This window comes from Thalassobaculum sp. (assembly GCF_965223715.1).
In the GTDB taxonomy this organism is placed as follows: domain Bacteria; phylum Pseudomonadota; class Alphaproteobacteria; order Thalassobaculales; family Thalassobaculaceae; genus Thalassobaculum.
Genome location: NZ_OZ245012.1, coordinates 1,449,537 through 1,471,813 on the forward strand (window position 1 = coordinate 1,449,537; position 22,277 = coordinate 1,471,813).

Annotated in this window: 22 protein-coding genes; 6 read left to right on the plus strand and 16 right to left on the minus strand. The window is 68.3% G+C overall.

Annotated features, from left to right (window positions below):
• Positions 1-15: 15 nt before the first annotated feature.
• Both ACOQOP_RS06725 and ACOQOP_RS06730 read right to left on the minus strand, forming a co-directional pair.
• Positions 16-831 carry a shikimate dehydrogenase family protein gene (locus tag ACOQOP_RS06725; RefSeq protein WP_420565553.1) on the minus strand — a complete coding sequence of 272 codons (816 nt, stop codon included), beginning with the start codon at positions 829-831 and terminating at the stop codon, positions 16-18.
• A gap of 14 nt (positions 832-845) precedes the next feature.
• Positions 846-1,781 (minus strand): 3-keto-5-aminohexanoate cleavage protein, encoded by a 936-nt coding sequence (locus ACOQOP_RS06730; RefSeq protein ID WP_420565554.1) that lies wholly within the window; start codon positions 1,779-1,781, stop codon positions 846-848.
• Between the two features lie 171 nt (positions 1,782-1,952).
• On the opposite strand from ACOQOP_RS06730, the gene ACOQOP_RS06735 reads away from it, so the two are divergent.
• The 4 genes from ACOQOP_RS06735 to ACOQOP_RS06750 are packed head-to-tail and all read left to right on the plus strand — an operon-like array spanning position 1,953 to position 4,037.
• The gene (locus ACOQOP_RS06735) at positions 1,953-2,435 is read left to right on the plus strand and encodes an EF-hand domain-containing protein (protein ID WP_420565555.1); all 483 of its coding nucleotides are present in this window, start codon (positions 1,953-1,955) and stop codon (positions 2,433-2,435) included.
• Positions 2,436-2,479: 44 nt separating this feature from the next.
• Positions 2,480-3,052, plus strand: a complete 573-nt coding sequence (locus tag ACOQOP_RS06740; RefSeq protein ID WP_420565556.1) for an RNA polymerase sigma factor — start codon at positions 2,480-2,482, stop codon at positions 3,050-3,052.
• A complete protein-coding gene (locus tag ACOQOP_RS06745) occupies positions 3,049-3,519 on the plus strand; it encodes a hypothetical protein (protein WP_420565557.1) in 471 nt (156 codons plus the stop codon). The genes ACOQOP_RS06740 and ACOQOP_RS06745 overlap by 4 nt, the downstream gene beginning before the upstream one ends.
• Before the next feature lie 32 nt (positions 3,520-3,551).
• Complete coding sequence (locus tag ACOQOP_RS06750; protein ID WP_420565558.1) at positions 3,552-4,037, plus strand: periplasmic heavy metal sensor; 486 nt, start codon at positions 3,552-3,554, stop codon at positions 4,035-4,037.
• Positions 4,038-4,320: 283 nt separating this feature from the next.
• Here the strand turns inward: ACOQOP_RS06750 and ACOQOP_RS06755 are convergent, their stop codons facing one another.
• From ACOQOP_RS06755 to ccsA, 14 genes are all read right to left on the minus strand, one after another.
• Positions 4,321-5,160, minus strand: coding sequence for an inositol monophosphatase family protein (locus ACOQOP_RS06755; protein ID WP_420565559.1), 840 nt, complete (start codon positions 5,158-5,160; stop codon positions 4,321-4,323).
• Between the two features lie 75 nt (positions 5,161-5,235).
• The gene (gene groL, locus ACOQOP_RS06760; protein WP_420565560.1) at positions 5,236-6,894 is read right to left on the minus strand and encodes a chaperonin GroEL; all 1,659 of its coding nucleotides are present in this window, start codon (positions 6,892-6,894) and stop codon (positions 5,236-5,238) included.
• Between the two features lie 62 nt (positions 6,895-6,956).
• Positions 6,957-7,244, minus strand: coding sequence for a co-chaperone GroES (locus ACOQOP_RS06765; protein ID WP_420565561.1), 288 nt, complete (start codon positions 7,242-7,244; stop codon positions 6,957-6,959).
• Positions 7,245-7,350: 106 nt separating this feature from the next.
• Positions 7,351-8,658 carry a GTPase HflX gene (hflX, locus tag ACOQOP_RS06770; RefSeq protein WP_420565562.1) on the minus strand — a complete coding sequence of 436 codons (1,308 nt, stop codon included), beginning with the start codon at positions 8,656-8,658 and terminating at the stop codon, positions 7,351-7,353.
• Positions 8,659-8,847: 189 nt separating this feature from the next.
• Positions 8,848-9,096 (minus strand): RNA chaperone Hfq, encoded by a 249-nt coding sequence (hfq, locus tag ACOQOP_RS06775; RefSeq protein ID WP_322331169.1) that lies wholly within the window; start codon positions 9,094-9,096, stop codon positions 8,848-8,850.
• A gap of 106 nt (positions 9,097-9,202) precedes the next feature.
• Positions 9,203-9,859 carry an HAD family hydrolase gene (locus ACOQOP_RS06780; protein ID WP_420565563.1) on the minus strand — a complete coding sequence of 219 codons (657 nt, stop codon included), beginning with the start codon at positions 9,857-9,859 and terminating at the stop codon, positions 9,203-9,205.
• Complete coding sequence (dat, locus tag ACOQOP_RS06785; RefSeq protein WP_420565564.1) at positions 9,856-10,719, minus strand: D-amino-acid transaminase; 864 nt, start codon at positions 10,717-10,719, stop codon at positions 9,856-9,858. Before dat ends, ACOQOP_RS06780 begins: the two co-directional genes overlap by 4 nt.
• A gap of 50 nt (positions 10,720-10,769) precedes the next feature.
• Complete coding sequence (gene trkA, locus ACOQOP_RS06790) at positions 10,770-12,146, minus strand: Trk system potassium transporter TrkA (RefSeq protein ID WP_420565565.1); 1,377 nt, start codon at positions 12,144-12,146, stop codon at positions 10,770-10,772.
• 24 nt (positions 12,147-12,170) lie between these two features.
• On the minus strand, positions 12,171-13,568 hold the full coding sequence (locus ACOQOP_RS06795; protein ID WP_420565566.1) for a sigma-54-dependent transcriptional regulator: 1,398 nt from the start codon (positions 13,566-13,568) through the stop codon (positions 12,171-12,173).
• On the minus strand, positions 13,558-15,849 hold the full coding sequence (locus tag ACOQOP_RS06800) for an ATP-binding protein (protein WP_420565567.1): 2,292 nt from the start codon (positions 15,847-15,849) through the stop codon (positions 13,558-13,560). Before ACOQOP_RS06800 ends, ACOQOP_RS06795 begins: the two co-directional genes overlap by 11 nt.
• Before the next feature lie 55 nt (positions 15,850-15,904).
• Complete coding sequence (ntrC, locus tag ACOQOP_RS06805) at positions 15,905-17,386, minus strand: nitrogen regulation protein NR(I) (protein ID WP_420565568.1); 1,482 nt, start codon at positions 17,384-17,386, stop codon at positions 15,905-15,907.
• A complete protein-coding gene (locus ACOQOP_RS06810) occupies positions 17,383-18,564 on the minus strand; it encodes a two-component system sensor histidine kinase NtrB (protein WP_420565569.1) in 1,182 nt (393 codons plus the stop codon). Before ACOQOP_RS06810 ends, ntrC begins: the two co-directional genes overlap by 4 nt.
• Positions 18,561-19,577: a tRNA dihydrouridine synthase DusB gene (gene dusB / locus ACOQOP_RS06815; protein WP_420565570.1), complete on the minus strand. Its 1,017-nt coding sequence runs from the start codon at positions 19,575-19,577 to the stop codon at positions 18,561-18,563. Before dusB ends, ACOQOP_RS06810 begins: the two co-directional genes overlap by 4 nt.
• A 117-nt stretch (positions 19,578-19,694) precedes the next feature.
• Positions 19,695-20,501 carry a cytochrome c biogenesis protein CcsA gene (ccsA, locus tag ACOQOP_RS06820; RefSeq protein ID WP_420565571.1) on the minus strand — a complete coding sequence of 269 codons (807 nt, stop codon included), beginning with the start codon at positions 20,499-20,501 and terminating at the stop codon, positions 19,695-19,697.
• Between the two features lie 87 nt (positions 20,502-20,588).
• Between ccsA and ACOQOP_RS06825 the strand changes: the two genes are divergently transcribed.
• Together ACOQOP_RS06825 and ACOQOP_RS06830 are read left to right on the plus strand one after the other, a co-directional pair.
• Complete coding sequence (locus ACOQOP_RS06825) at positions 20,589-21,782, plus strand: bifunctional 2-C-methyl-D-erythritol 4-phosphate cytidylyltransferase/2-C-methyl-D-erythritol 2,4-cyclodiphosphate synthase (RefSeq protein ID WP_420565572.1); 1,194 nt, start codon at positions 20,589-20,591, stop codon at positions 21,780-21,782.
• Complete coding sequence (locus tag ACOQOP_RS06830; RefSeq protein WP_420565573.1) at positions 21,779-22,276, plus strand: phosphatidylglycerophosphatase A; 498 nt, start codon at positions 21,779-21,781, stop codon at positions 22,274-22,276. The genes ACOQOP_RS06825 and ACOQOP_RS06830 overlap by 4 nt, the downstream gene beginning before the upstream one ends.
• Position 22,277 lies beyond the last annotated feature (1 nt).

Genomic DNA, 22,277 nt, shown 5'->3' on the forward strand with positions numbered 1-22,277 from the left:
TGCCATCCGCCGCCCTCACTCGGGCAGCGGACAGCCCATGAAGGCACCGATCAGCTTGATCTGCTCGTCCAGCATCGGCTTGCCGAAATAGATGGGATGCCCCTTGGCCTCCGCCTGTTTCAGCAGTTCGGTATGGACCGGGGTCATGATGATCTCGCTGACCGCGGTGCCGGGGCTGAGTTTTGAGACGTCGACCGGCAGAGCGTCGCCGTCATGCAGGCCGAGCGAGGTGGTGTTGATCACCACGTCATAGCCTGCCGGATCCGCGTCTGCCGCCACGCCGGTGACCTTGGTGGTCGGGAAGGCCGTGTTGACCCGCTTGCCCAGGGCCTCGGCCTTGGACACCGTGCGGTTGGCGATGGCGATCTCCGCCGCCCCTGCCTCGGCCACGGAGAAGGCGATCGACATCCCTGCCCCGCCGGCGCCGAGCTGCAGGACACGTCTGCCGGTGAAGTCGAACCCGGCCTTCTGCATGCCGGTGACGTAGCCCTTGCCGTCGAAATTGTCGCCCAGCATGCGGCCGTCCTCGGTGAAGCGGATGGCGTTGACCGAACCGACCCGCGCGCCGCCGGGGGCGAGTTCGTCGCACAGCTCGGCCACCGCCACCTTATGCGGCACCGTGACGGTGAGGCCGTGGAAGTTGCGGGTGACCTTGAGCGCGGCGACGACGGTGGCCAGGTTCTCCGGCGTCACGTCGAGCGGCACCAGCACCGCGTCGATCCCCGCCGCCTCATAGGCCGCGTTGAACACCTGCGGCGCCCGCACATGGTCGGTGGGATGGGCAAGAATGCCGTAGACGGCCGTCTTGCCCGTGATGTTGAGGGTCGGCATCTGCGCTCAGCCGATCAGAAGTTCACCATGTCGCCGCCCTTGAGCGCCAGCATCTCGCGGGCCTCCGTCGGGGTGGCGACTTCCAGGCTCAGTTCCTCGATGATGCGGCGGATCTTGGCGACCTGCTCGGCGTTGGACTTGGCCATCTGGCCCTTGCCGATGAACAGGCTGTCCTCCAGGCCGACGCGGACGTTGCCGCCGTTGATCGCGGCCATGGTGGTGAAGTTCATCTGGTGACGCCCGGCCGCCAGGACCGACCAGTTGTACTGGTCGCCGAACAGCTTGTCGGCGGTGCGCTTCATGAACATCAGGTTCTCCGGATCGGCGCCGATGCCGCCCAGGATGCCGAAGATCGTCTGCACGAAGAGCGGCGGCTTCACCAGGCCGCGGTCGAGGAAATGGGCCAGGTTGTACAGGTGGCCGACATCGTAGCACTCGTACTCGAACTTCACGCCGTGGCCTTCTCCCAGCTCCTTAAGGACGTACTCGATGTCTTTGAAGGTGTTCCGGAAAATGAAGTCCCGGCTGTTCTCCAGGAACTTCGGCTCCCACTCGTGCTGGAAGTCCTTCATCTTGTCCAGGATCGGGAACAGGCCGAAATTCATCGAGCCCATGTTCAGCGAGGTCATCTCCGGGCTGGCCGCCACGGCCGCCGCCAGACGCTCCTCCAGGGTCATGCCGTGACCGCCGCCGGTGGTGATGTTCACCACCGCGTCGGAGTTCTGCTTGATGCGCGGCAGGAACTCCATGAACGCCTTGGGATCGGGCGTCGGGCTGCCGTCGGGATTGCGGGCGTGCAGGTGCAGGATGGAGGCGCCGGCCTCGGCCGCGTCGATGGCCTGCTGGGCGACCTCGTCGGCGGTGATCGGCAGGTGCGGGCTCATGGTCGGGGTGTGGATCGACCCGGTCACCGCACACGTGATGATCACCTTGTTCTGCTTCGCCGCCATGGTTTCCTCCGTCTGACCGGCTTCTCGTTTTCGCGCGCTACGGTAGCGGTTCGCGACGGGCCGTCAAAGGCCTGTAAACAATGTGCGACGGAATTCCCGGCAGGGCCCGTTGAGGGAAGTACAGGTGGCCACCTGATCCCCAAATCAGCCCCCCTCACGGAGATACCGAAGATGACCACCCGTATCAAAGCCCTCGCCCTTGCCGCGGCTCTCGGCACGGCGGTGATCGTCCCGACCCTCGCCACCGCGTCCGGGTCCGACGGTGCCGGCCGGAAGGGCCCGGACTTCGCCCGGATGCAGGAGCGCATGATGGAGAAGTTCAACGAGGTCGACACCGACAAGGACGGCCGGGTGAACGCCGCCGACCTGCGGGCCTACCGGGTCGCCAAGTTCACCGCCGCCGACGCCGACGGCGACGGCAAGCTGAGCGTGGACGAGTTGCGGTCCATGGGCTTCGGCAAGAAGCGCGACGGCAACCTGGAGCGCATGGTGGCCTGGTTCGACATCGACGGCGACGGCATGATCGGCGCGTCCGAACTGCCCGCCCGCGAGGCCGGCCTGTTCATGATGCTCGACCGGGACGGCGACGGCATCGTCACCGCCGAGGACATCAAATCGGCAAAGCCGCCGCACCACGGCGCCCCGAAGAAGTAGGATACGCGTCCTCGACCCCTGACCCCAGCACGGGAGGCGGCAGTTTGACGGATCAGACCCAGGAGGACCCGGATGCGGCGCTCATGCCGCGGGTCGCCGACGGTGATTCGGCCGCTTTCCGCCTGCTGGTGGACCGCCATGCGGACCGGCTGCTCGGCTTCGCCCAGCGCATGCTGGGCGACCGGGCGGCGGCGGAGGACGTGGTGCAGGACACCTATCTCTCGCTGTGGCGCAAGGCCGGCGACTGGACGCCCCAGGCGCGGGTCTCGACCTGGCTCTACCGGGTCGCCCGCAACGCCGCCCTCGACCGGCTGCGCCGGCTCAAACCGACCGTGGATCCGGAGGACGTGACCCTGACCGACAGCGGCCCCGCTCCCGATCGCGGCCTGGAGGACGCGGCGACCGCCGACACGGTGCGCGCCGCCCTGGACGCCCTGCCCGAACGCCAGCGCGCCGCGATCGTGCTGGTCCACTACGAAGGTCTCTCCGGGGCCGACGCCTCCGCCGCGTTGGAGATCTCGGTGGAAGCCCTCGAATCCCTTCTGGCCCGGGGCCGGCGATCCCTGCGCCATGCCCTGTCCGACCGGCGCGCCGAACTGTTGGGAGAAGCCCGATGACACAGAGCACCATGACCAAGTCCCGGGTCCTCGCCCTTGTGGACGCCTATGGCGGCGACCCCGCCCGCTGGCCGGAGCGCGAGCGCGAAGCGGCGGTGGCCCTGCTGTCCGGCGACCGGGATCTGGCCCGCGCCGCCGAGGAGGCGCGCCATCTGGACCTGATGCTCGACAGCCTGCCGGCGCCCCGGCCGAACCCGACCCTGCGGGTGGCGCTGAAGGAGATCCCCGACCGCGGCAACCCGCTGCTGGACCTGATCGCCGGCTGGGTCGGTCTGTGGCGCCCGGCCGCCGGCCTCGCCGCCGCCGCGGTGCTCGGCATCGTCCTCGGCGTGGCCAATCCTGACCTGCCGCTGCCCGGCTTCGGGACCACGGCGACCGTGAGCGCAGCCGAGACGACGACCGACACCGACACCTACTCCCTGGCAGCGGCCTCCGCTGTCGGGTTCACCACCCAGGACACGTTCTGACCGCCGCTAGCTCGAACCGACCGAGATCCGACATGACACGCACCCGTTGGCTGACCCTTCTCCTCCTCGCCTCCCTGGGCGTGAACCTGTTCATCGGCGGTCTCGCCATCGGCCGCTGGGTCGATCACGGCTGGGACCGCGAGGAGCGTTTCGACCGCCCGCCGCCGCCGGACGGACCGGGCCCGCGCTGGCTGCGCCGGATGGTCGGCGAAGAGGGCATGGACACGGTGCGCGACGTCTGGACCCGGCATGAGGCGGTGATCGATCCGCTGCGCCGGGAGGCCGACGCCGCCCGGAGCGCGGTGACCGACACGCTCTCGGCCGAACCCTTCGTCCGAGAGGACTACGAGGCGGCGCTGGGACGGATGCGGGCGGCGATGGACCGGATGGAGACGGCGGTGCACGCGGCGATCACGGACGTTGTGACCAGCATGACCCCGGAGCAGCGCCAGACCTTCGCCGAGCGCGCCCGCGCCTGGAGCGACCGCCACAAGAACCCGCCGCCGCCGAAGGAGTGAGCCGATAGCGTATGGGCTGCCCGTCGACCCTTCGACACGCCCCCGCAGATGCGAGGGCTGCTCAGGGCGAGGTCACATGTGACAAAACCATTCCGTCATCCCGGACGGCCCCGGACCTGATCCGGGGACGGGCCGGGACCCGGTTTTGGCGCCTTGGCTCGGTCCCGGCCGATCCCCGGATCAGGTCCGGGGCTCGCCGGGATGACGGTGTCTTTTTGAAACTTGAAGACCGAGCTCTGAGCAGCCCCGGCTAGAGGCCGGGGCGTGTCGAAGGGCCGGCCGCTCAGACCGCGGTCGGAACCGATCCCACCACATCGTCGCGCAGCGCCCGCCAGCCGGCCTCGTCCGCCGCGGCGATGATGCCGCCGCCCAACTCGGCCGGCCGGTAGGGCGTGCCGTCGACGCAGGCCGAATACCCGCCCGCCTCGCCATGGATCAGCAGGCCCGGGGCGTGGTCCCAGGGCATCTTCTTCCAGTAGACCGCATAGTGCCAGCGGCCGGTGGCGAGCTGGATGTAGTCGTAGCCCGCGCAACCCCGGCGGTAGTGGCGGTCGCCGAGCACCTCGTTGGCGCGTTCGCGGATGGCCGGGCGGACCTCCTCGGGGAAGAAGCGGAAGTTGAAGGAACCTTCCATGGCGTCTATCCCGGCGGCAGGCGCGACCTGCAGCCGTTGGCGGCCGCCCTCTCCCAGCATCCAGGCGCCCTCACCCAGCGCCGCCACGGCGGTGCGCCGCTCGACCGGCTGGTGGATCGCGGAGGCGATGGTCTCGCCGCGATGGGTCAGCGCCACCATGACGCAGAACCGGTCCTTGCCTTCGGCGAAGTTGTTGGTGCCGTCCACCGGGTCGACGATCCAGACCGGCGCGTCGCCGTCGATCCGGCCCAGCAGCGAGCGGTCGCGCTCCACCGACTCCTCGCCGATCACGATGGAGCCGGGATAGAGGTCGGGCAGCAACTCGACCAACCGGCGCTCGGCCGCCTCGTCGGCGACGGTCACCAGGTCGGTCGGCCCGGTCTTCTCGCGGATGTCGGCCTCGTCCAGATTGCGCCAGCGCGGCAGGATCTCCGCCTCGGCCACCTCGGTCAGGGTGGCGGCCAGCCGGTCGAGGTCGACGGTCGTCATCAGAGATTTGCTCCGTAGGAACGAGAAAGGGCCGGACACGCGGCCCGGCCCTTCCCTAACACGAGTGCGGCTGGCTCAGAAGCCCATGCCACCCATGCCGCCCATACCGCCCATGTCACCCATGTCCGGCATGCCGCCACCCGCGCCCGCCGGCTCCGGCTTCTCGGCGACCATGGCCTCAGTGGTGATGAGCAGGCCGGCGATGGAGGCCGCATCCTGCAGTGCGGTGCGCACGACCTTGGTCGGGTCGATGACGCCGGCCTTGATCAGGTCCTCGTACTTGTCGGTGGCGGCGTTGTAGCCGAAGGTCACCGACTTTTGCTCGAGCAGCTTGCCGACCACAACGGAGCCGTCGGCCCCGGCGTTGGTCGCGATCTGCCGGCACGGGGCCTGCAGGGCGCGGCGCACGATGTCGATGCCCATGCGCTGGTCGTCATTGCCCGGCTTCAGCTTGTCGAGGGCGCGGGTGCCGTACAGCAGTGCCGTGCCGCCGCCGGCGACGATGCCCTCCTGAACCGCGGCGCGGGTCGCGTGCATCGCGTCGTCGACGCGATCCTTGCGCTCCTTCACCTCGATCTCGGTCGCACCGCCGACGCGCAGAACCGCCACGCCGCCGACCAGCTTCGCAAGACGCTCCTGCAGCTTCTCGCGGTCGTAGTCGGAGGTGGTCTCCTCGACCTGCGCCTTGATCTGGGTGACGCGGGCCTGGATGTCCTTCTTCTTGCCCGCACCGTCGACGACCGTGGTCTCGTCCTTGGTCAGGGTGACGCTCTTGGCGGTGCCGAGCATCTTGATGTCGACCGTCTCCAGGTTGATGCCGACATCGTCGGACACCACGGTGCCGCCGGTCAGGACGGCGATGTCCTCGAGCATGGCCTTGCGGCGATCGCCGAAGCCCGGAGCCTTGACTGCCGCGACCTTCAAGCCGCCGCGCAGCTTGTTCACCACCAGGGTGGCCAGGGCCTCGCCCTCGACATCCTCGGCGATGATCAGGAACGGACGGGACGAGCGGGCCACCTGCTCCAGCAGCGGCAGCATCGGCTGCAGGCTGGACAGCTTCTTCTCGTGGATGAGGATCAGCGGGTTTTCCAGCTCGCAGATCATCTTGTCGGCATTGGTCACGAAATACGGCGAGAGATAGCCGCGGTCGAACTGCATGCCCTCGACGACGTCGAGCTCGGTGTGCAGGGACTTGGCTTCCTCGACGGTGATCACGCCTTCCTGGCCGACCTTGTCCATCGCCTGGGCGAGGAGCTGGCCGACATCGGCATCGCCGTTCGCGGAGATCGTGCCGACCTGGGCGACTTCGCTGGACGACTTGATCTTCTTGGAATTGCTCTCGACGTCCTTGATGACCGCGGTGACGGCCATGTCGATGCCGCGCTTCAGGTCCATCGGGTTCAGGCCGGCGGCGACGGCGCGCACGCCCTCGCGGACGATGGCCTGGGCCAGCACGGTGGCGGTGGTGGTGCCGTCACCGGCCAGGTCGGAGGTCTTCGAGGCCACTTCGCGCAGCATCTGCGCGCCCATGTTCTCGAATTTGTCCTTCAGCTCGATGTCCTTGGCGACGGTGACGCCGTCCTTGGTGATGCGCGGGGCACCGAACGACTTGTCGAGCACCACGTTGCGGCCCTTCGGACCCAGGGTCACCTTGACGGCGTTCGCCAGCGTGTCCACGCCCTTGAGCAGGCGGTCGCGGGCGTCGACGTCGAATTTCACGTCCTTGGCAGCCATTCTTTATCTCCGTAGTTCGTTTGCCGGTTGGCGGCAGGGTCGGTCTGGAGGGACGCGGCGGTTCAGCCGACGACACCCATGATGTCCGACTCCTTCATGATCAACACATCCTTGCCGTCGATCTTCACCTCGGTGCCGGACCACTTGCCGTACAGCACGGTGTCGCCCTTCTTCACGTCGAGCTTCACGACCTTGCCAGACTCGTCGCGGGCGCCGGCACCGACGGCCAGTACCTTGCCCTGCATCGGCTTTTCCTTCGCCGTGTCGGGGATGATGATCCCGCCGGCGGTCTTGGTGTCGCTCACCAGCGGCTCGACGACGACGCGGTCATGCAGCGGACGGAATTTCATGGGGTTCCTCCATGGCTCGGCTAATGAAAACGGCGGGCATTAGCACTCGCCGTGAATGAGTGCCAGGGGTATGGAGCTTTAACCTATTTCTGTCAACCGCCCGGCCTCAATCGACGCGCTGAAACCGCTCTCCGAAGCGCTTTTCAGCCCGTGCGAGGGTGCTCGGATCGAGCCCGACGGTGATGGTCGAGCCGGTGTCGTCATCGATCCGGTCGATGATGTCGCCATGGCTGTGCAGCCAGGCGGTGATCTCGCCGTCGGCATAGTCCACATGCAGGGTGACGACCCGGTGGTCGGCCGACAGGAAGGCGTCGATGGCATCGACCAGGTCGGGGATGCCCTCCCCGGTCACCGCGGAGACGCAGACGCTCCTGCCGTTGGACCGCACGACCTCGTTGCGCAGGGTGATGCGGCTTTCCTCGGGGAGCCGGTCGATCTTGTTCAGCACGTCCAGCATGCGGCCCGGCCGGGTGGTCTCGTCGACCCCCAGATCCTCCAGCACCGCCAGCACGTCGCGCTTCTGCGCCTCGGTGTCCGGATGGGAGATGTCGCGCACATGCAGCACGAGGTCCGCCTCGGTCACCTCTTCCAGGGTGGCGCGGAAGGCGGCGACAAGATGGGTCGGCAGGTCGGAGATGAAGCCGACCGTATCAGAGACGATCACCGTGCGCCCGCCCGGCAGGTCGATCCGGCGCATGGTCGGGTCCAGGGTCGCGAACAGCAGGTCCTGGGCCATCACCGAGGCGCCGGACAGCTTGTTGAACAGGGTCGACTTGCCAGCGTTGGTGTAGCCGACCAGGGCCACAATCGGGAACGGGACGCGGCGGCGCGCCTCGCGGTGCAGCTCTCGGGTCCGCTTCACCTCCTCCAACTCGCGCTTGATGCGGGTGATGCGTTCGCCGATCAGCCGGCGATCGAGTTCGAGCTGGCGCTCGCCGGGTCCGCCGAGGAAGCCGGCACCGCCGCGCTGCCGCTCCAGGTGGGTCCAGGACCGTACCAGACGGGAGCGCTGGAAGGTCAGCGACGCGAGTTCGACCTGCAGGCGGCCTTCATGGGTGCGCGCGCGGGCGCCGAAGATCTCCAGGATGATTTGGGTGCGGTCGATGACCTTGACGTTCAGCCCCTTCTCCAGGTTGCGTTGCTGCACCGGCGTCAGGGCGTGGTCGATGACGACGACCTCAACCTCCATCGCCTCGGCCAACGCCTGGAACCGCTCTATCTGGCCGCCGCCGAACAGGGTGCTCGGGCGCGGCCGGTTCACAGTCAGCACCTCGCTGTGGACGGTCTCCAGGTCGATTGCCGCGGTCAGGCCGACGGCTTCCTCCAGCCGCGCCTCGGGGTCGCGGACGCCGGGGGTGTCCTCGTCCTTCGACGGCAGGCGCGGATGCAGCACAATGGCGCGGGTCTTACCCAAGCGCGGCTCCTTGTACGGGACCCACCTTATGAAAACCGTCGCCCCGGCCTTTGGCCGGGACCGAGACAGGCAGCTTGCCGGAACGCAGGTGAGTCCTCTCCAGCGTTCCAACATGTGGACGGCTCGGTCCCGGATCAAGTCCGGGAAGACATGAGAACTCTACCCAACCCCCGAAACGGGGCATGGGTGTCAGCTGTCGCTGTCCTCGCCGGGCTCGAACAGGCTGACCGGGTGCTGCGGCATGATGGTCGACACCGCGTGCTTGTAGACGAGCTGGGAATGGGCGTCGCGTCGCAGCAGCAGACAGAAATTGTCGAACCACGTGACGATACCCTGGAGTTTCACCCCGTTCACGAGGAACACGGTGACGGGCGTCTTGTCTTTGCGGATCTTGTTGAGAAAGACATCTTGGACGCTCTGGCTCTTTTCTGCGGCCATGGTTTTTTCCTTCGCTCCTCAATCGGCTCGCCCGCGCGGGTGGTGGCACCCCCTCTTTCGCAGATGCGAGATCAGTCCCCAAGATATACCGCGAAATCGTTGCGACTCAACCGCGTAGCTCGCCAAGAAGCCCATAACAGTCAAAAAGATGTGCCGCGGGTGGACAATCGCTGAAATCCTCGGGAGGCGGATCGTCGGGATGGATGAGAACCGGCACGCATCGGGCGGCGTGTGCGGCAGCGAGATCGACCACGCTGTCGCCCACGAACCACACGCTCGGGCCCGCCGCCACGCCGGTTCCCTCCAGCGCCATGTGGATCGGATCCGCGGCCGGCTTGTCCTTCGGCGCGTCCTGGGAGCCGAGGATCCGGTGGAAATACCGGTCCCAACCCAGATGGGCGGTCTCGAGCCGCAGATAGGTGCCGGATTTGTTGCTGACAACGCCCATGGGAATGCCCTCGGCGGCGAGCGCGTCCAGCAGCTCGGCCGCACCGGGCAGCGGCCGCAGAGTCTCCAGATGCACCGACGCGAAGCTCTCGTAGAACTTCTTCGACGCATCCTCCCAGCGCTCGCCGAACAGGGTGGGAAAGCTGTCGCGCATGGAGCGCTTGGCGTTGGCCCGGACCTGCGCCTCGTCCCAGGGATCGAGGCCGTACTCGGTGAAGGTGATCGACAGCGCCCGGGTGATGCCACCCCAGTTGTCCACCAGGGTGGAGTCCCAGTCGAACAGAACCGCGTCGGGACGCGGCAGCCGCTGCGTCACGCGGTGGCCCCTTCCCCGGCGGCGTATTCCATGTAGCTGTCCCGCAGGCCGCGCGACAGGGTGCCGGCCTTGCCGTTGCCGATCACCACGTCGTCGATCTGGGTGACCGGCGTCACGAAGGCGGTCGCCGAAGACGCGAAGGCCTCGCGCGCCTTCTTCGCCTCCTCCACGGAGAACGGCCGCTCGACGTATTTCAGGCCCTGGCGCTTGGCCAGCTTCAGGATCGAGAGCCGGGTGATGCCGTTCAGGATGTCGTTGGTCGCCGGCCGGGTGATCAGCTCGCCGTCCTGGGTGACGATCCAGGCATTGCTCGACGTGCCCTCGGTGACGTTGCCCTCCGCGTCCACCTGCCAGGCCTCGAAGGCGCCGTTCTCCCGGGCCTGTTGCTTGCCCAGAATATTAGGAAGAAGCGATACGGACTTGATATCGCAGCGTTCCCACCGGATATCGCGGATCGTGATGACCTTGACCCCGTTCTCCACCGTCTCCTGGCTCGGCATGGCGATCCGCTTGGCGGTGAGCACGATGCTCGGCTTGGCGTTCTTCGGGAACGGGTGGTCTCGCTTGGCCACGCCGCGGGTCACCTGCATGTAGACCAGTCCGTTGCGGATCCGGTTCAGGCGGACCAGCTCGCGCATCACCGAGCGCAGCGCGCCGCGGCTCATGGGATGGGCGATGCGCAGCTCGTCCAGAGACCGGTCAAGGCGCTCGAGGTGCGGGATCTCGTCCACCATCACGCCATTCTGCACGAGCACCACCTCGTAGACCCCGTCGGCAAACTGATAGCCGCGGTCCTCCACATGGACCTCGGCATGGGAATGGGGAAGGAAACGGCCGTTCACATAGGCGATCCGGGACATGGGACCTCCGGCTGGGCGGGAATGGGAGACAGGAAGGAAGTAAGGGATATCTAGAAGAAATCGAGGCGGACGGCGAACAGTTTCTCGACTTTCTTCACCGCTTCATAGGTGGCGAAGACGACCACCCGGTCGCGGGCCTGAACCACGGTATCGGCGCGCGGCACGATGACCTCCTCGCCGCGCACGATGGCACCGACGATCACCCCGTTGGGCAGCTTGGCGTCCTTCAGCGGGTGGCCGACCAGCACCGACGTCTCCAGCGCCTCGGCCTCGATCACCTCGCCGAAATCCTCGCGCAGTGAATAGACGCTGCGGATCCGGCCGCGGCGGACATGCTGCAGGATGGTGGAGACGGTGATGGCCCGCGGGTTCACCACGGCATCGATGCCGAGCTGGGTGATCAGCGGCGCGTAGGTGGAGGCGTTGATCAGCGACACCGTGCGCTTGCAGCCCGACCGCTTCGCCAGCAGGGCGCTCAGGATGTTGACCTCGTCGTCGTTGGACACCGCGACGAAGGTCTCTGTCTGGGAGATGTTCGCCTCGTCCAGGATCTCCGGGTCGAGCACGTCGCCGTTGAGCACCATGGTGCGCTGGAGCGACTGGGCGACAGAGCGGGCGCGGGCCCGGTTGAACTCGATCACCTTGGCGTTCACGCCGTGATGCTCGCGCTCGATCTCCTCGGCGAGGGTCAGGCCGATATTGCCGCCGCCGGCGATGATGACGCTGCGAGCCTCCGGCTCCTCATGGCCGAAGCTGGCGAGCGCCCGGGACAGGTGGTGACTGTCGCAGACGAAGTACACCTCGTCCCCGGGCAGCATCTGGTCTTCCGCCTTCGGCACGATCGCCCTGCCCTCGCGCAGGATGCCGACGATCACCACGGCCAGGTCGGTGAACAGCGAGGTGAGCTGGCGCAGCGGGGTGTGGATGATCGGCGTGGTCTCCTCGCAGCGCACGCCGACCACCCGGACCTTGCCGTCGGCCATGGGCACCACGTCGAGCGCGCCCGGCACCTGCAGGCGGCGGCCGATGGCGCGGGCGACCTCGCGCTCCGGCGAGATGATCACGTCGATCGGCATGTGCTCGCGCGAGAACAGATCGGCCCAGATCGGCAGCAGGTAGTCCTGGTTGCGCACCCGGGCGATCTTGGTCGGCACGTTGAAGATCGAATGGCCGACCTGGCAGGCGACCATGTTGACCTCGTCGCTGTAGGTCACCGCGATCAGCATGTCGGCGTCGCGCAGGCCCGCCTGCTCCAGCACGCTGGGATAGGAGGCGAAGCCGGCGATGGCACGCACGTCCAGGGTATCGCTCAGCTTCTGGATCAGCTCGGGCGACTGGTCGATCACGGTGACGTCGTTGTTCTCGCCGGCCAGATGGCGGGCGATGCTGGTGCCGACCTGGCCGGCGCCGCAGATGACGACTTTCATCGGGCGATGACTTTCATGGGGGCGTCAGCCGGCCTGACGGACCGGCTTTTCCGCCTGCTGAAGACCGAGGGACTTGAGCTTCCGGTGCAGCGCCGAGCGCTCCATGCCGACGAAGGACGCGGTGCGCGAGATGTTGCCGCCGAAGCGGTTCACCTGGGCGAGCAGGTATTCGCGCTCGAAGGTCTCGCGCGCGTCGCGCAGGCTGAGACCCATGATCTCGCTGCCCTTCTCCCAGCGCAGCGCCGCCGGCGTGGCGGAGCCGATCTCCGGCGGGAGCTGGTCGGCGCGGATCGGCTCGCGCGCACCGCCGCCGGCCATGATCAGCATCCAATCGACCACGTTACGTAGCTGGCGCACGTTGCCGGGCCACTCATAGGCCTGCAGGGCGGCCACCGCATCCTCGCCCAGGGGCCGGGCGATCATGCCACTGGCCTCGGCCGAGAGGGTGACGAAATGCCGGGCGAGCATCGGCACGTCCTCGCGCCGCTCGCGCAGCGGCGGGACCCGGATCGGCACCACGTTCAGGCGATAGAACAGGTCCTCGCGGAACCGCCCAGCGCTCATCTCCTGCTGCAGGTCGCGGTTGGTGGCGGCGATGACCCGCACGTCCACCTCGACCTCGGTGTCGCCGCCGACCCGGCGGAACGACTGCTCCTGGAGCACCCGCAGGATCTTGCCCTGGGTCTCCAGCGGCATGTCCGCCACCTCGTCCAGCAGCAGCGTGCCCTTATGGGCCAGTTCCAGGGTGCCGATGGTGCGCGGCTCCGCCCCGCCCGGCTCGGTGCCGAACAGTTCGGTCTCCAGGCGGTCGGGGGTCAGGGTGGCGCAGTTCAGCACCACGAAGGGGCCGGTGGCGCGGCGCGAGCGCTCGTGGATGCGCCGGGCGACGATCTCCTTGCCCACACCGGCCGGGCCGGTGATCAGCACGCGGCTGCCAGTCGGCGCCACCTTCTCCACCGAGGCCCGCACGGTGTTGATGCCGGCGGAGATGCCGACCAGGTCGCTGCCGGTGCCGGTGCGCTTCTTCAGGTCGTCGTTCTCGCGCCGCAACCGGGCCGCCTCGATCGCCCGCTGCACCATGAACAGCAGCCGGTCCGCCTTGAACGGCTTCTCGATGAAGTCGTAGGCGCCCTTCTTGATGGCGGTGACGGCGGTCTCGATGGTGCCGTGGCCGCTGATCATGATCACCGGCAGGCCGGGATGGTCACGCTGGATGGCGCTGAGGATGCCGAGCCCGTCGAGCTCGCTGTTCTGCAGCCAGATGTCCAGGATCACCAGCGACGGCATGCGCCGGCGGATGACGTCGAGCGCCTCTGTCGAATTCGCCGCCTGCCGGGATTCGTAACCCTCGTCCTCGAGGATATCGCCGATCAGCATCCGGATATCGGCTTCGTCGTCGACGATCAGGATATCATTGGCCATGGTATGCCAGAGCCGGGTTGGTTTCGTTCAGGACCGTGGGCGGGGTTGAGAATACCAGACTAACCGCTGCGCCGCCTTCCGGACGGTCCCGGAGTTCTATCGAACCGCCGTGATCTTCCATGATTTTCTTCACGATGGCCAGCCCAAGGCCGGTCCCTTTCTCGCGCGTGGTGACATACGGCTCGGTCAGCCGATCCCGCTCAGTGTCAGGCAAACCGCGGCCATTATCTGCGACAGTTGTCACAATCGCATCCCCTCGTGGCTCGATTGTGACCAGGATCGAGCCGGGTGCGGCACCGTCGCCCTCCGCCTGCTGGCGGCCCTCGATGGCATCCAGCGCATTCTGCAGAAGATTTGTCAGCGCCTGGCGGATCTGGCGCGAATCGCAGCGCAGCGTGACCGGGCGCTCGCCGGCCTCCACCGTCAGCGTGACGCCCGGTCTGGCGCCGCGCTGCAGGTCGACCGCCGCCGTCACCAGCTCGCGCAGGTCCTCTTCGCGCATGACCGGGGTTGGCATCCGGGCGAAGGAAGAGAACTCGTCGACCATTCGGCCGATATCGCCGACCTGGCGCACGATGGTGTCGATCATCCGGGCGAAAGTGTCGGGATCGGACTCGATTTCCTTCAGGTATTTGCGCCGCAGCCGTTCGGCCGAGAGCTGGATCGGGGTCAGTGGATTCTTGATCTCGTGGGCGATGCGCCGAGCCACATCGGCCCAGGCCGCCTTGCGCTGGGCCGACAGCAGCTCGGTCACGTCGTCGAAGGTCAGCACGTAGCCGGAGATCACCCCGTCGGAAATCTCCGCGGTCAGCCGGGCGTGGAAGGTCCGGTGCTCGCCGTTGTCCAGGGTCATGGCGATCTGGTCCGTCGCCTCGCGCCACGGCCGCTGCGCCACTTCCGCCATCAGCGGGTCGAACTCCGGCAGGGTCTCGGCGAAGGTGCTGCCGAGCTTCTCCTCCAGGTCGATGCCGAGCAGCCGGCTCGCCGCCCGGTTCGGCAGGTTGATGCGGCCGTCATCGTCCAGCCCGACCACGCCGGAGGACACCCCGCCCAGCACCGCCTCGGTGAAGCGGCGGCGCTCGTCGAGCTGGGTGTTGGCGTCCACCAACTCCTCGTGCTGGGACTCGAGCTGCGCCGTCATGCGGTTGAAGGCCCGGGTCAGGCTGGCGATCTCGTCCAGCCCGACGCCGAGCGGCACCCGCACCGACAGGTCGCCGTGGCGCACCCGCTCCGCCCCGTCGATCAGCGAGCTGACCGGGCGCACCAGACGGTCGGCCAGCAGCAGTCCGACCCAGATGGCCGCCAGCAGGATCAGCAGCGCCACCAGGGCGAAGACGATGGCGAAGGTGAGCTGGAAGTCCTGGCGACGCCCCTCCAGCGCCTCGTACTGGGACACCGCCTGCTGGGTGTCCTCCACCCGGGCCAGCAGGGCCGGATCGACGAAGCGGCCGACGAACAGGAAGGTGTCGACGATCTGGTTGAGGGCGACCAGGGCGCGCATGCGGTCGTCGTCCTCGGAGGTGATGATCACCACCTCGCCACGCCGCGCCCGTTCCAGCGCGCTCTCCGGCACCGGCTCGAAGTCGAAGGCGAAGGACAGGCCGGTTCGGGCATAGACCCGGCCGGAGCCGTCGAACACCACCGCCTCGGTCAGGTTACGGACCGCGGCCTGGGCAGTGATCACCTGCTCGAAACGCCGGCTGTCGGACAGCAGGAACGGTGCCTCCCGGTTCAGGTCGTTGGCCATGGCGAGCACGTCGCCGCGGATGGTCTGGCGGTGCTCCTCCAGATAGGCATCGGCCACCGCCGCCGACTGGGTGACCGCCGTGGACACCCGCTCGCTGAACCAGCCGCGCACCCCGAGATCGAAGAAGACGGCCGAGAAGACCGAGACGATCAGGGTCGGCGTGACCGCGATCAGCGCGAAGAGCAGCGCCAGACGCAAATGCAGCCGGGCACCGGCGAGCCCGCGCCGCCGCTCGATCCAGATGCGGATGAGCTGGCGCACCACAAGCGCGCCGAGGCCCAGCAGGAAGGCGATGTTCAGGTAGACGCAGATCAGGACCAGATCGGGGGCCGGTCCCTCCGGACCCGAGCGGGTGATGACGATCGCCGTTGCCGCCCCGGACAGGATCGCGAGCAGGCTGAACAGGACCGCGAGCTTGCGCTCCAGCGCGACGCGCCGCGCCCAGCGCCGGAACGCGAGCCACAGGGTCAGGCGCGGCGGCTCCGGCTGTCCCTCGGAGAACGGGGCCTCGGTAAACGGGGATGTGTCGGTCATTGTGCCGTCGCGGTGGTCCCACCGATCGCCGCGGGCCGGCACGGGCCGGCAGCGGTCAGGGCTCGGATCGTACGCTCCGGATCACCGGAATGTCCAACTCCCGGATCTTCTTTCGCAGGGTGTTGCGGTTCAGGCCGAGCAGTTCGGCCGCGCGAATCTGATTGCCCCGGGTCGCCTTCAGGCTCAGCGAGATCAGCGGCCGCTCCACCTCGCGCAGCACCCGCTCGTGCAGGCCCGAGGCGGGAAGCTCGTCCTTGTGGGCGTTGAAATAGGCCGACAGGTGCCGTTCGACGGCACTGGACAGGTTCTCGTCATCGACCGCCGGGGCGACCCCGTCGCCGTCCATCAGCGGCGGCTCGGACAGCTCCGCCTCGATTGCCTCCGCACCGATCGTCTCCTCCACATAGAGGGCGGCCAGCCGACGGCAGAGATTCTCCAGCTCGCGCACGTTGCCGGGCCAGGAATAGGCCTGAAGCCGGGTGATCGCGCCGGCATCGAGGTGTTTGCTCGGCAGGCCCTCCGCCGGCATCTGGGCCAGGAAGTGGCGGGCCAGGTCGGGCACGTCCTCGCGCCGTTCGCGCAGGGCCGGCAGGCGGATCGGCACCACGTTCAGGCGGTAGAACAGGTCCTCGCGGAACAGCCCCTGGCGGATGAGCTGGCGCAGGTCGCGGTGGGTGGCCGCGACGATGCGCACATTGGCCTGAATCGCGGTGCGGCCGCCGACGGTGGTGTATTCGCCCTCCTGCAGGACGCGCAGCAGCCGGGTCTGGGCCTCCAGCGGCATGTCGCCGATCTCGTCCAGGAACAGGGTGCCGCCCTGGGCCTGCTCGAACCGGCCGGTGGCGCGCACGGTGGCCCCGGTGAAGGCGCCCTTCTCGTGACCGAACAGCTCCGACTCGATCAGCTCGCGCGGGATGGCGGCCATGTTGATGGCGACGAAGGGGCCCTCCGCCCGCTTGCCGTAATCGTGCAGGGCACGGGCGACCAGTTCCTTTCCGGTGCCGCTCTCGCCGGTGATCATCACCGTCAGGTCGGTGCCCATCAGCCGGGCCAGAACCCGGTAGATCTCCTGCATCGCCGGCGAGCGGCCGATCAGCGGCAGGGTGTCGTCGCTGCGCTCGGCGACCTCGCGGACGGCGCCCTCGCCTTCCTTCACCCCCGGGGCCGGGGCCGCCAGCGCCTTGCCGACCGTCGCCACCAGTTCATTCAGGTCGAAGGGCTTGGGCAGGTATTCGAAGGCGCCGCGCTCGCTCGCCTTGACGGCGGTGAGCAGGGTGTTCTGGGCGCTCATCACGATCACCCGCAGGTCCGGCCGGATCTTGCGGATGCGCGGCAGCAGGTCGAGGCCGTTGTCGTCCGGCATCACCACGTCGGTGATCACCAGGTCGCCCTCTCCATCCTCTATCCAGCGCCACAGGCCGGCGGCCGTGCCGGTGCTGCGGACGGAATGGCCGAGCCGGGTCAGGGCATGGCCGAGGACGGTCCGGATCGCGCGATCGTCGTCGGCAATCAGGATGGACGCCGCCTGCTGGCTCATAGGCTGGTGCTCCCACCGTTCTCGGACCCGGTCGCCGGCGCCTGGTCGCGCCGGCGGCGCACCCGGCGCGGCTTCGGTGCGTCGACGATCGGCAGGGTCAGCCGCAGGATGGTCCGGCGCGGCACCGAATCCACCTCGATCACCCCGCCATGGTCGGCCACCGCCTTGGCGACGAAGGCGAGGCCCAGGCCGGAGCCGTTGGTCTTGGTCGTCACGAAGGGTTCGAACAGGTTGGCCTGCAGCTCCTCGGGAATGCCGGGGCCATTGTCCTGCACGGTGACCTGCAGCGGCAGGTGCACCCGCTCGCGGGAGCCGGCGACGGCGACCCTCATGCCGTGGCGGTAGCTGGTGGTGAGCGTGATCTCGCCCCCCTCCTCCGGCACCGCCTCGCTGGCGTTCTTGATCAGGTTGAGGAAGACCTGGACCAGCAGGTCGTGATTGCCGAGAACGGCCGGCAGCGACGGGTCGTAGCGCTCGATGAACGTCACCTTCTTGCCGAAGCCGTTCTGGGCCACCCGGCGGCAGCGTTCCAGCACCTCGTGGATGTTGACAGCCGTGCGCTCGATCGGGCGTTCGTCGCTGAACACCTCCATGCGGTCGACCAGGGCGCAGATCCGGTCGGTCTCGTCGCAGATCAGCCGGGTCAGTACCTGCTCGTCGCCATGGACCGACTGCTCCAGGAGCTGGGCGGCCCCGCGGATGCCGGAGAGCGGGTTCTTCACCTCATGGGCCAGCATGGACGCCATGGCGCTGACCGAGCGGGCCGCCCCGCGATAGGAGAGCTGGCGGTGCATCTTGGACGCGATGGTGCGTTCCTGCAGGTTCACCGCCACCGCCCCGGGCACTTCCGGGATCGGCGCGATCTGAACGTTCACCACGATCTGGCCGATGCGCGGGGACTCAATCTCAAGATCGTAGTCGCTGAGGCCGGACATCGAGGTGCGGGACTGGGCGATCATGCCGAGCAGCGGGCTGTCCTGGGGTACCCAGTCGGTCAAGTTTCGCCCGGCCGCCGCCGCCACGCTGGAAGCCAGCAGGTTCTCGGCGGCGATGTTGAGGGACAGGACGCAATTGTCGCCATCCAGCACGATCACCGCCCATGGCAGGGCGTTCAGGACCGTGTTGCCGTCCATGTAGGACGGGAGCTTGCCCGGCTCCAACGTCGCCACTGCCGTCATGCGGCGATCCTCCCCGCGTTCTGCCCACCCGTGATGTCCTGTGCGCCGAACTCGGCGAAGAACCGGTCGATTTCGGCGAAAACGACCGCCGGCTCCGTCGTATTGTTGACCCGTTGGCGGAACCCGGCGGAACCGGCCAGCCCCTCGGTGTACCAGCCGATATGCTTGCGCGCGTTGCGGATGCCCGACTGCACGCCGTAATGGCTCAGCATCGCGTCCAGATGCTCGGCCAGAATGGCCCGGCGCTCCTCGGCATCCGGATCGGCGCGCGGCGTCTCGCCCGACAAGGCGGCGGCCACCTGCGCCGGCAGCCAGGGCCGGCCGTAGCAGCCGCGGCCGATCATCACGCCATCGGCGCCGGACTCCGCCAGGCAGGCTCTTGCCGTGTCGATATCGACGATATCGCCATTGGCGACCACCGGCAGCGATACCGTATCCACGACCTCGCGGATGCCCGACCAGTCGGCGGTGCCAGTGTACATCTGGCAGCGGGTGCGTCCGTGGACCGTGATCAGCCGGATGCCCGAGGCCTTGGCGATGCGGGCCAGTTCAGGCGCGTTGCGGTTCTCGGCGTCCCAGCCCAGGCGCATCTTCAGCGTCACCGGCAGGTCGACGGCGCCGACAACCGCCTCCATGATCCGGCCGGCCAGCACCTCGTCGCGCATCAGCGCGGAGCCGGCGTATTTGTTGACGACCTTCTTGGCCGGGCAGCCCATATTGATGTCGATGGCATCGGCACCCCGGTCGGCCATCATCCGGGCCGCCTCGGCCATCACCTCCGGCTCCCAGCCGGCGATCTGCACCACGGCGGGCGTGTCCTCGGAATCGATCTCCGCCTTGCGGGTCTCCTCCAGCACGTCGCGCAGCACCGCGTGGCTGGCGATCATCTCGGTGACGACCAAGGGCGCGCCGAGCCGCCGGGCCAGGCGTCGGAAGGGTCGGTCGGTCACCCCGGACATCGGTGCGACGATCACCGGGGCCGACAGGGTGTGAGTTCCGATCTGAATGCACATTAAATAGGCATCCGCCGATAGTGACCAATGTTTGGGCAAGATAGCCGGGAATCTATGTATCGCAAAGGGTCTATCGCGCCGGGCCAGGGGCAGCGCCCCTGCAGAGCCGGAAACAGATCACGTGCCGAGCAGCGCGTGGACCGCCTTCACGCCCGGATACGCAAGGGTAAGCAGCAGATAGACCGCCAGGACACCCCGCACCGCCCGCCGTCCCCGAAGACCGAGACGGGCATGGGCGAAGAGGACCCCCCCTACCACGGCGAAGGCGCCGAGCGACAGGATGGATTTATGATCCCCGGTCAGCCAGCTATGGCCCGACGTCACGTTCAGAGCGATTCCTGATAGGATTCCGACGCCGAGCACAACCTCCGCCGTCGTCAGCAGCCGGAACAGCAGCGCCTCGGCATCGGCGACCGAGGGCAGCCCGGCACTCAGCCCTCCGGCCTGCTTCGCCTTGAGCGCCCGTTCCTTGAGGAACACGCCGAGGCCGGCGACGGCGGCCAGGGTCGCCAGCGCATAGGTCGCCAGGGAGACGGCGATGTGCAGGATCACCCAGCCTTCGGGCATGCCGCTGACCCCGCCGGCCCTGGGCCGGTCCAGCAGGCTGGCAAGCGCCACCATGATCAGCAGGTACGGGCCGAGCAGCCCGGCCAGCCGGGCCATGGTCGGCGACAGGGCGGAAATCGCGGCGAACAGGCCGACCGTCGCGGCGGCCGAGACCCACAGGGCCGCCCCCAAGCCGCCATCCCAATCATTGCCGAACCGCACCAGGGTCCAGCCGACCACGCCCAGGGCGGCGACCGCCACGGCGATCCAGAACCGCCGGTCGCGGGACGGAAGCGGCCGCGAGGCGAGCAGCGCCATCGGCAGGATGGAGACCACCGCCGACAGATTGACCAGCACTGAGTTGCCCAGCAGAGACATGGGCCGTTGCCTACACTAAGATCCGCCCCCACTCCAGCGGCCACCATAGACCCGATTATTCGTAATGACTTCCCGGATCTTCCGCCCATGACCGTCACCGCCCTGATCGTCGCCGCCGGGAAAGGCGAGCGCGCCGGCGGCGGCGTGCCGAAACAGTACCGGACGCTCGCGGGCGTTCCCGTGCTGCGCCGGGCGATCCTGGCCTTTTTGCGCCATCCCCGGATCGATGCGGTGCGGGTGATGATCGCCGAGGAGCATGTTTCCCAATACGAGGCGGCGGTGGCCGGACTGGAACTGGGCGCGCCGGTGATCGGCGGGGCGGAGCGCCAGGCCTCGGTGCTGAACGGGTTGGAGAGCCTGGCCGCAGAAACCGCAACTGGTGCGCCTGATCACGTGCTGATCCACGACGCCGCCCGCCCGCTGGTGCCGGTGGCCGTGATCGATCGGGTGCTGGACGCCCTGGAGACCGGCCCCGCCTCCCTGCCCGTCCTCCCGGTGACGGACACCCTGAGGCGCGGCCAGGACGGGCTGGCGGCCGGAACCGTCAGTCGCGACGGGCTCTGGCGGGCGCAGACGCCCCAGGGGATGCGGTTCGCCCCGGTGCTGGAGGCCCACCGAAGGGCGGCTTCGGAGGGCGTGGCCGTCACCGACGACGCCGCCCTGATGGAATGGGCCGGACACGCGGTGACGCTGGTGACCGGATCGGAGGACGCCATGAAGATCACCACGGCCGAGGATTTCGCGCTGGCCGAGCGGCTGCTGGCCGGCGCGTTGGAGACCCGGGTCGGCACAGGTTTCGACGTGCACCGGCTGGGCGACAAGACACAAGGCGGGGTCGACGGCGTGGCGCTCGGCGGCATCGTGATCCCGCACGATAAGGCGCTGCTCGGCCATTCCGACGCCGATGTGGGGCTGCACGCCATCACCGACGCCCTGCTTGGCGCGCTTGGCGACGGCGACATCGGTGCCCATTTCCCGCCGAGCGATCCGCAATGGAAGGGCGCCGCCTCCCACATGTTCCTGGCCGATGCCTGCCGCCGGGTGCGGGAAGCCGGCGGCCAGATCCGCCATCTCGACCTCACCGTGATCTGCGAGCGCCCCAAGGTGGGACCGCACCGCGAGTCCATGCGCGCCCGCATCGCCGAGATCTGCGGCGTGCCGGTGGCCCGGGTGTCGGTGAAGGCGACCACGACCGAACGGCTCGGCTTCCCCGGTCGCGGCGAGGGCATCGCCGCCCAGGCCGCCGCCACCATCGCCCTGCCGGCGCCGGACGCGTTGTGACCGTCCCGCCCGCCCCGGTGCGACCGTCCCTCGCCTCCCCGGCGGTGCTGATCGCCACGGGGCTGGGCACCGGCTACCTGCCGAAGGCGCCGGGCACCTGGGGCTCCCTGCTGGCGGCGGTGCTGGCCTGGCCGATCGCCCAAGCCGGCGGAACCCCGGCGCTGCTGATCGCGGCCGTCCTGGCGACGGTGGTGGGCACCTGGGCGACCGGTGTCTACATGAGGCGCACCGGCATGCACGATCCAGGTGCCGTCGTGATAGACGAAGTGGCCGGCCAGTGGCTTGCCCTGGCGCTGTGTCCGCCGCATCCGCTGTGGTGGGCGATCGCCTTCGTGGCCTTCCGGGTGGCCGACATCACCAAGCCGTTTCCGGCCAACCGGATCGACCGGGACATGCATACGGCCTTCGGTGTGATCCTGGACGACCTGGTGGCCGGCGCCTATGCCGCTCTGGTGGTCTGGATCGCCGCCGCCTGGCTGTGGACCACGCCCTGAG

Bases quoted from the DNA above. Each gene is read 5' to 3' on its own strand.
- ACOQOP_RS06750 (WP_420565558.1), top strand. From the start codon at position 3,552: ATGACACGCACCCGTTGGCTGACCCTTCTCCTCCTCGCCTCCCTGGGC.
- ACOQOP_RS06755 (WP_420565559.1), bottom strand. From the start codon at position 5,160: ATGACGACCGTCGACCTCGACCGGCTGGCCGCCACCCTGACCGAGGTG.
- ACOQOP_RS06745 (WP_420565557.1), top strand. From the start codon at position 3,049: ATGACACAGAGCACCATGACCAAGTCCCGGGTCCTCGCCCTTGTGGAC.
- ACOQOP_RS06725 (WP_420565553.1), bottom strand. From the start codon at position 831: ATGCCGACCCTCAACATCACGGGCAAGACGGCCGTCTACGGCATTCTT.
- dusB (WP_420565570.1), bottom strand. From the start codon at position 19,577: ATGTGCATTCAGATCGGAACTCACACCCTGTCGGCCCCGGTGATCGTC.
- ACOQOP_RS06825 (WP_420565572.1), top strand. From the start codon at position 20,589: ATGACCGTCACCGCCCTGATCGTCGCCGCCGGGAAAGGCGAGCGCGCC.
- ACOQOP_RS06765 (WP_420565561.1), bottom strand. From the start codon at position 7,244: ATGAAATTCCGTCCGCTGCATGACCGCGTCGTCGTCGAGCCGCTGGTG.
- ACOQOP_RS06730 (WP_420565554.1), bottom strand. From the start codon at position 1,781: ATGGCGGCGAAGCAGAACAAGGTGATCATCACGTGTGCGGTGACCGGG.
- hfq (WP_322331169.1), bottom strand. From the start codon at position 9,096: ATGGCCGCAGAAAAGAGCCAGAGCGTCCAAGATGTCTTTCTCAACAAG.
- groL (WP_420565560.1), bottom strand. From the start codon at position 6,894: ATGGCTGCCAAGGACGTGAAATTCGACGTCGACGCCCGCGACCGCCTG.
- ACOQOP_RS06795 (WP_420565566.1), bottom strand. From the start codon at position 13,568: ATGGCCAATGATATCCTGATCGTCGACGACGAAGCCGATATCCGGATG.
- ACOQOP_RS06735 (WP_420565555.1), top strand. From the start codon at position 1,953: ATGACCACCCGTATCAAAGCCCTCGCCCTTGCCGCGGCTCTCGGCACG.
- ntrC (WP_420565568.1), bottom strand. From the start codon at position 17,386: ATGAGCCAGCAGGCGGCGTCCATCCTGATTGCCGACGACGATCGCGCG.
- ACOQOP_RS06810 (WP_420565569.1), bottom strand. From the start codon at position 18,564: ATGACGGCAGTGGCGACGTTGGAGCCGGGCAAGCTCCCGTCCTACATG.
- dat (WP_420565564.1), bottom strand. From the start codon at position 10,719: ATGTCCCGGATCGCCTATGTGAACGGCCGTTTCCTTCCCCATTCCCAT.
- trkA (WP_420565565.1), bottom strand. From the start codon at position 12,146: ATGAAAGTCGTCATCTGCGGCGCCGGCCAGGTCGGCACCAGCATCGCC.
- ccsA (WP_420565571.1), bottom strand. From the start codon at position 20,501: ATGTCTCTGCTGGGCAACTCAGTGCTGGTCAATCTGTCGGCGGTGGTC.
- ACOQOP_RS06800 (WP_420565567.1), bottom strand. From the start codon at position 15,849: ATGACCGACACATCCCCGTTTACCGAGGCCCCGTTCTCCGAGGGACAG.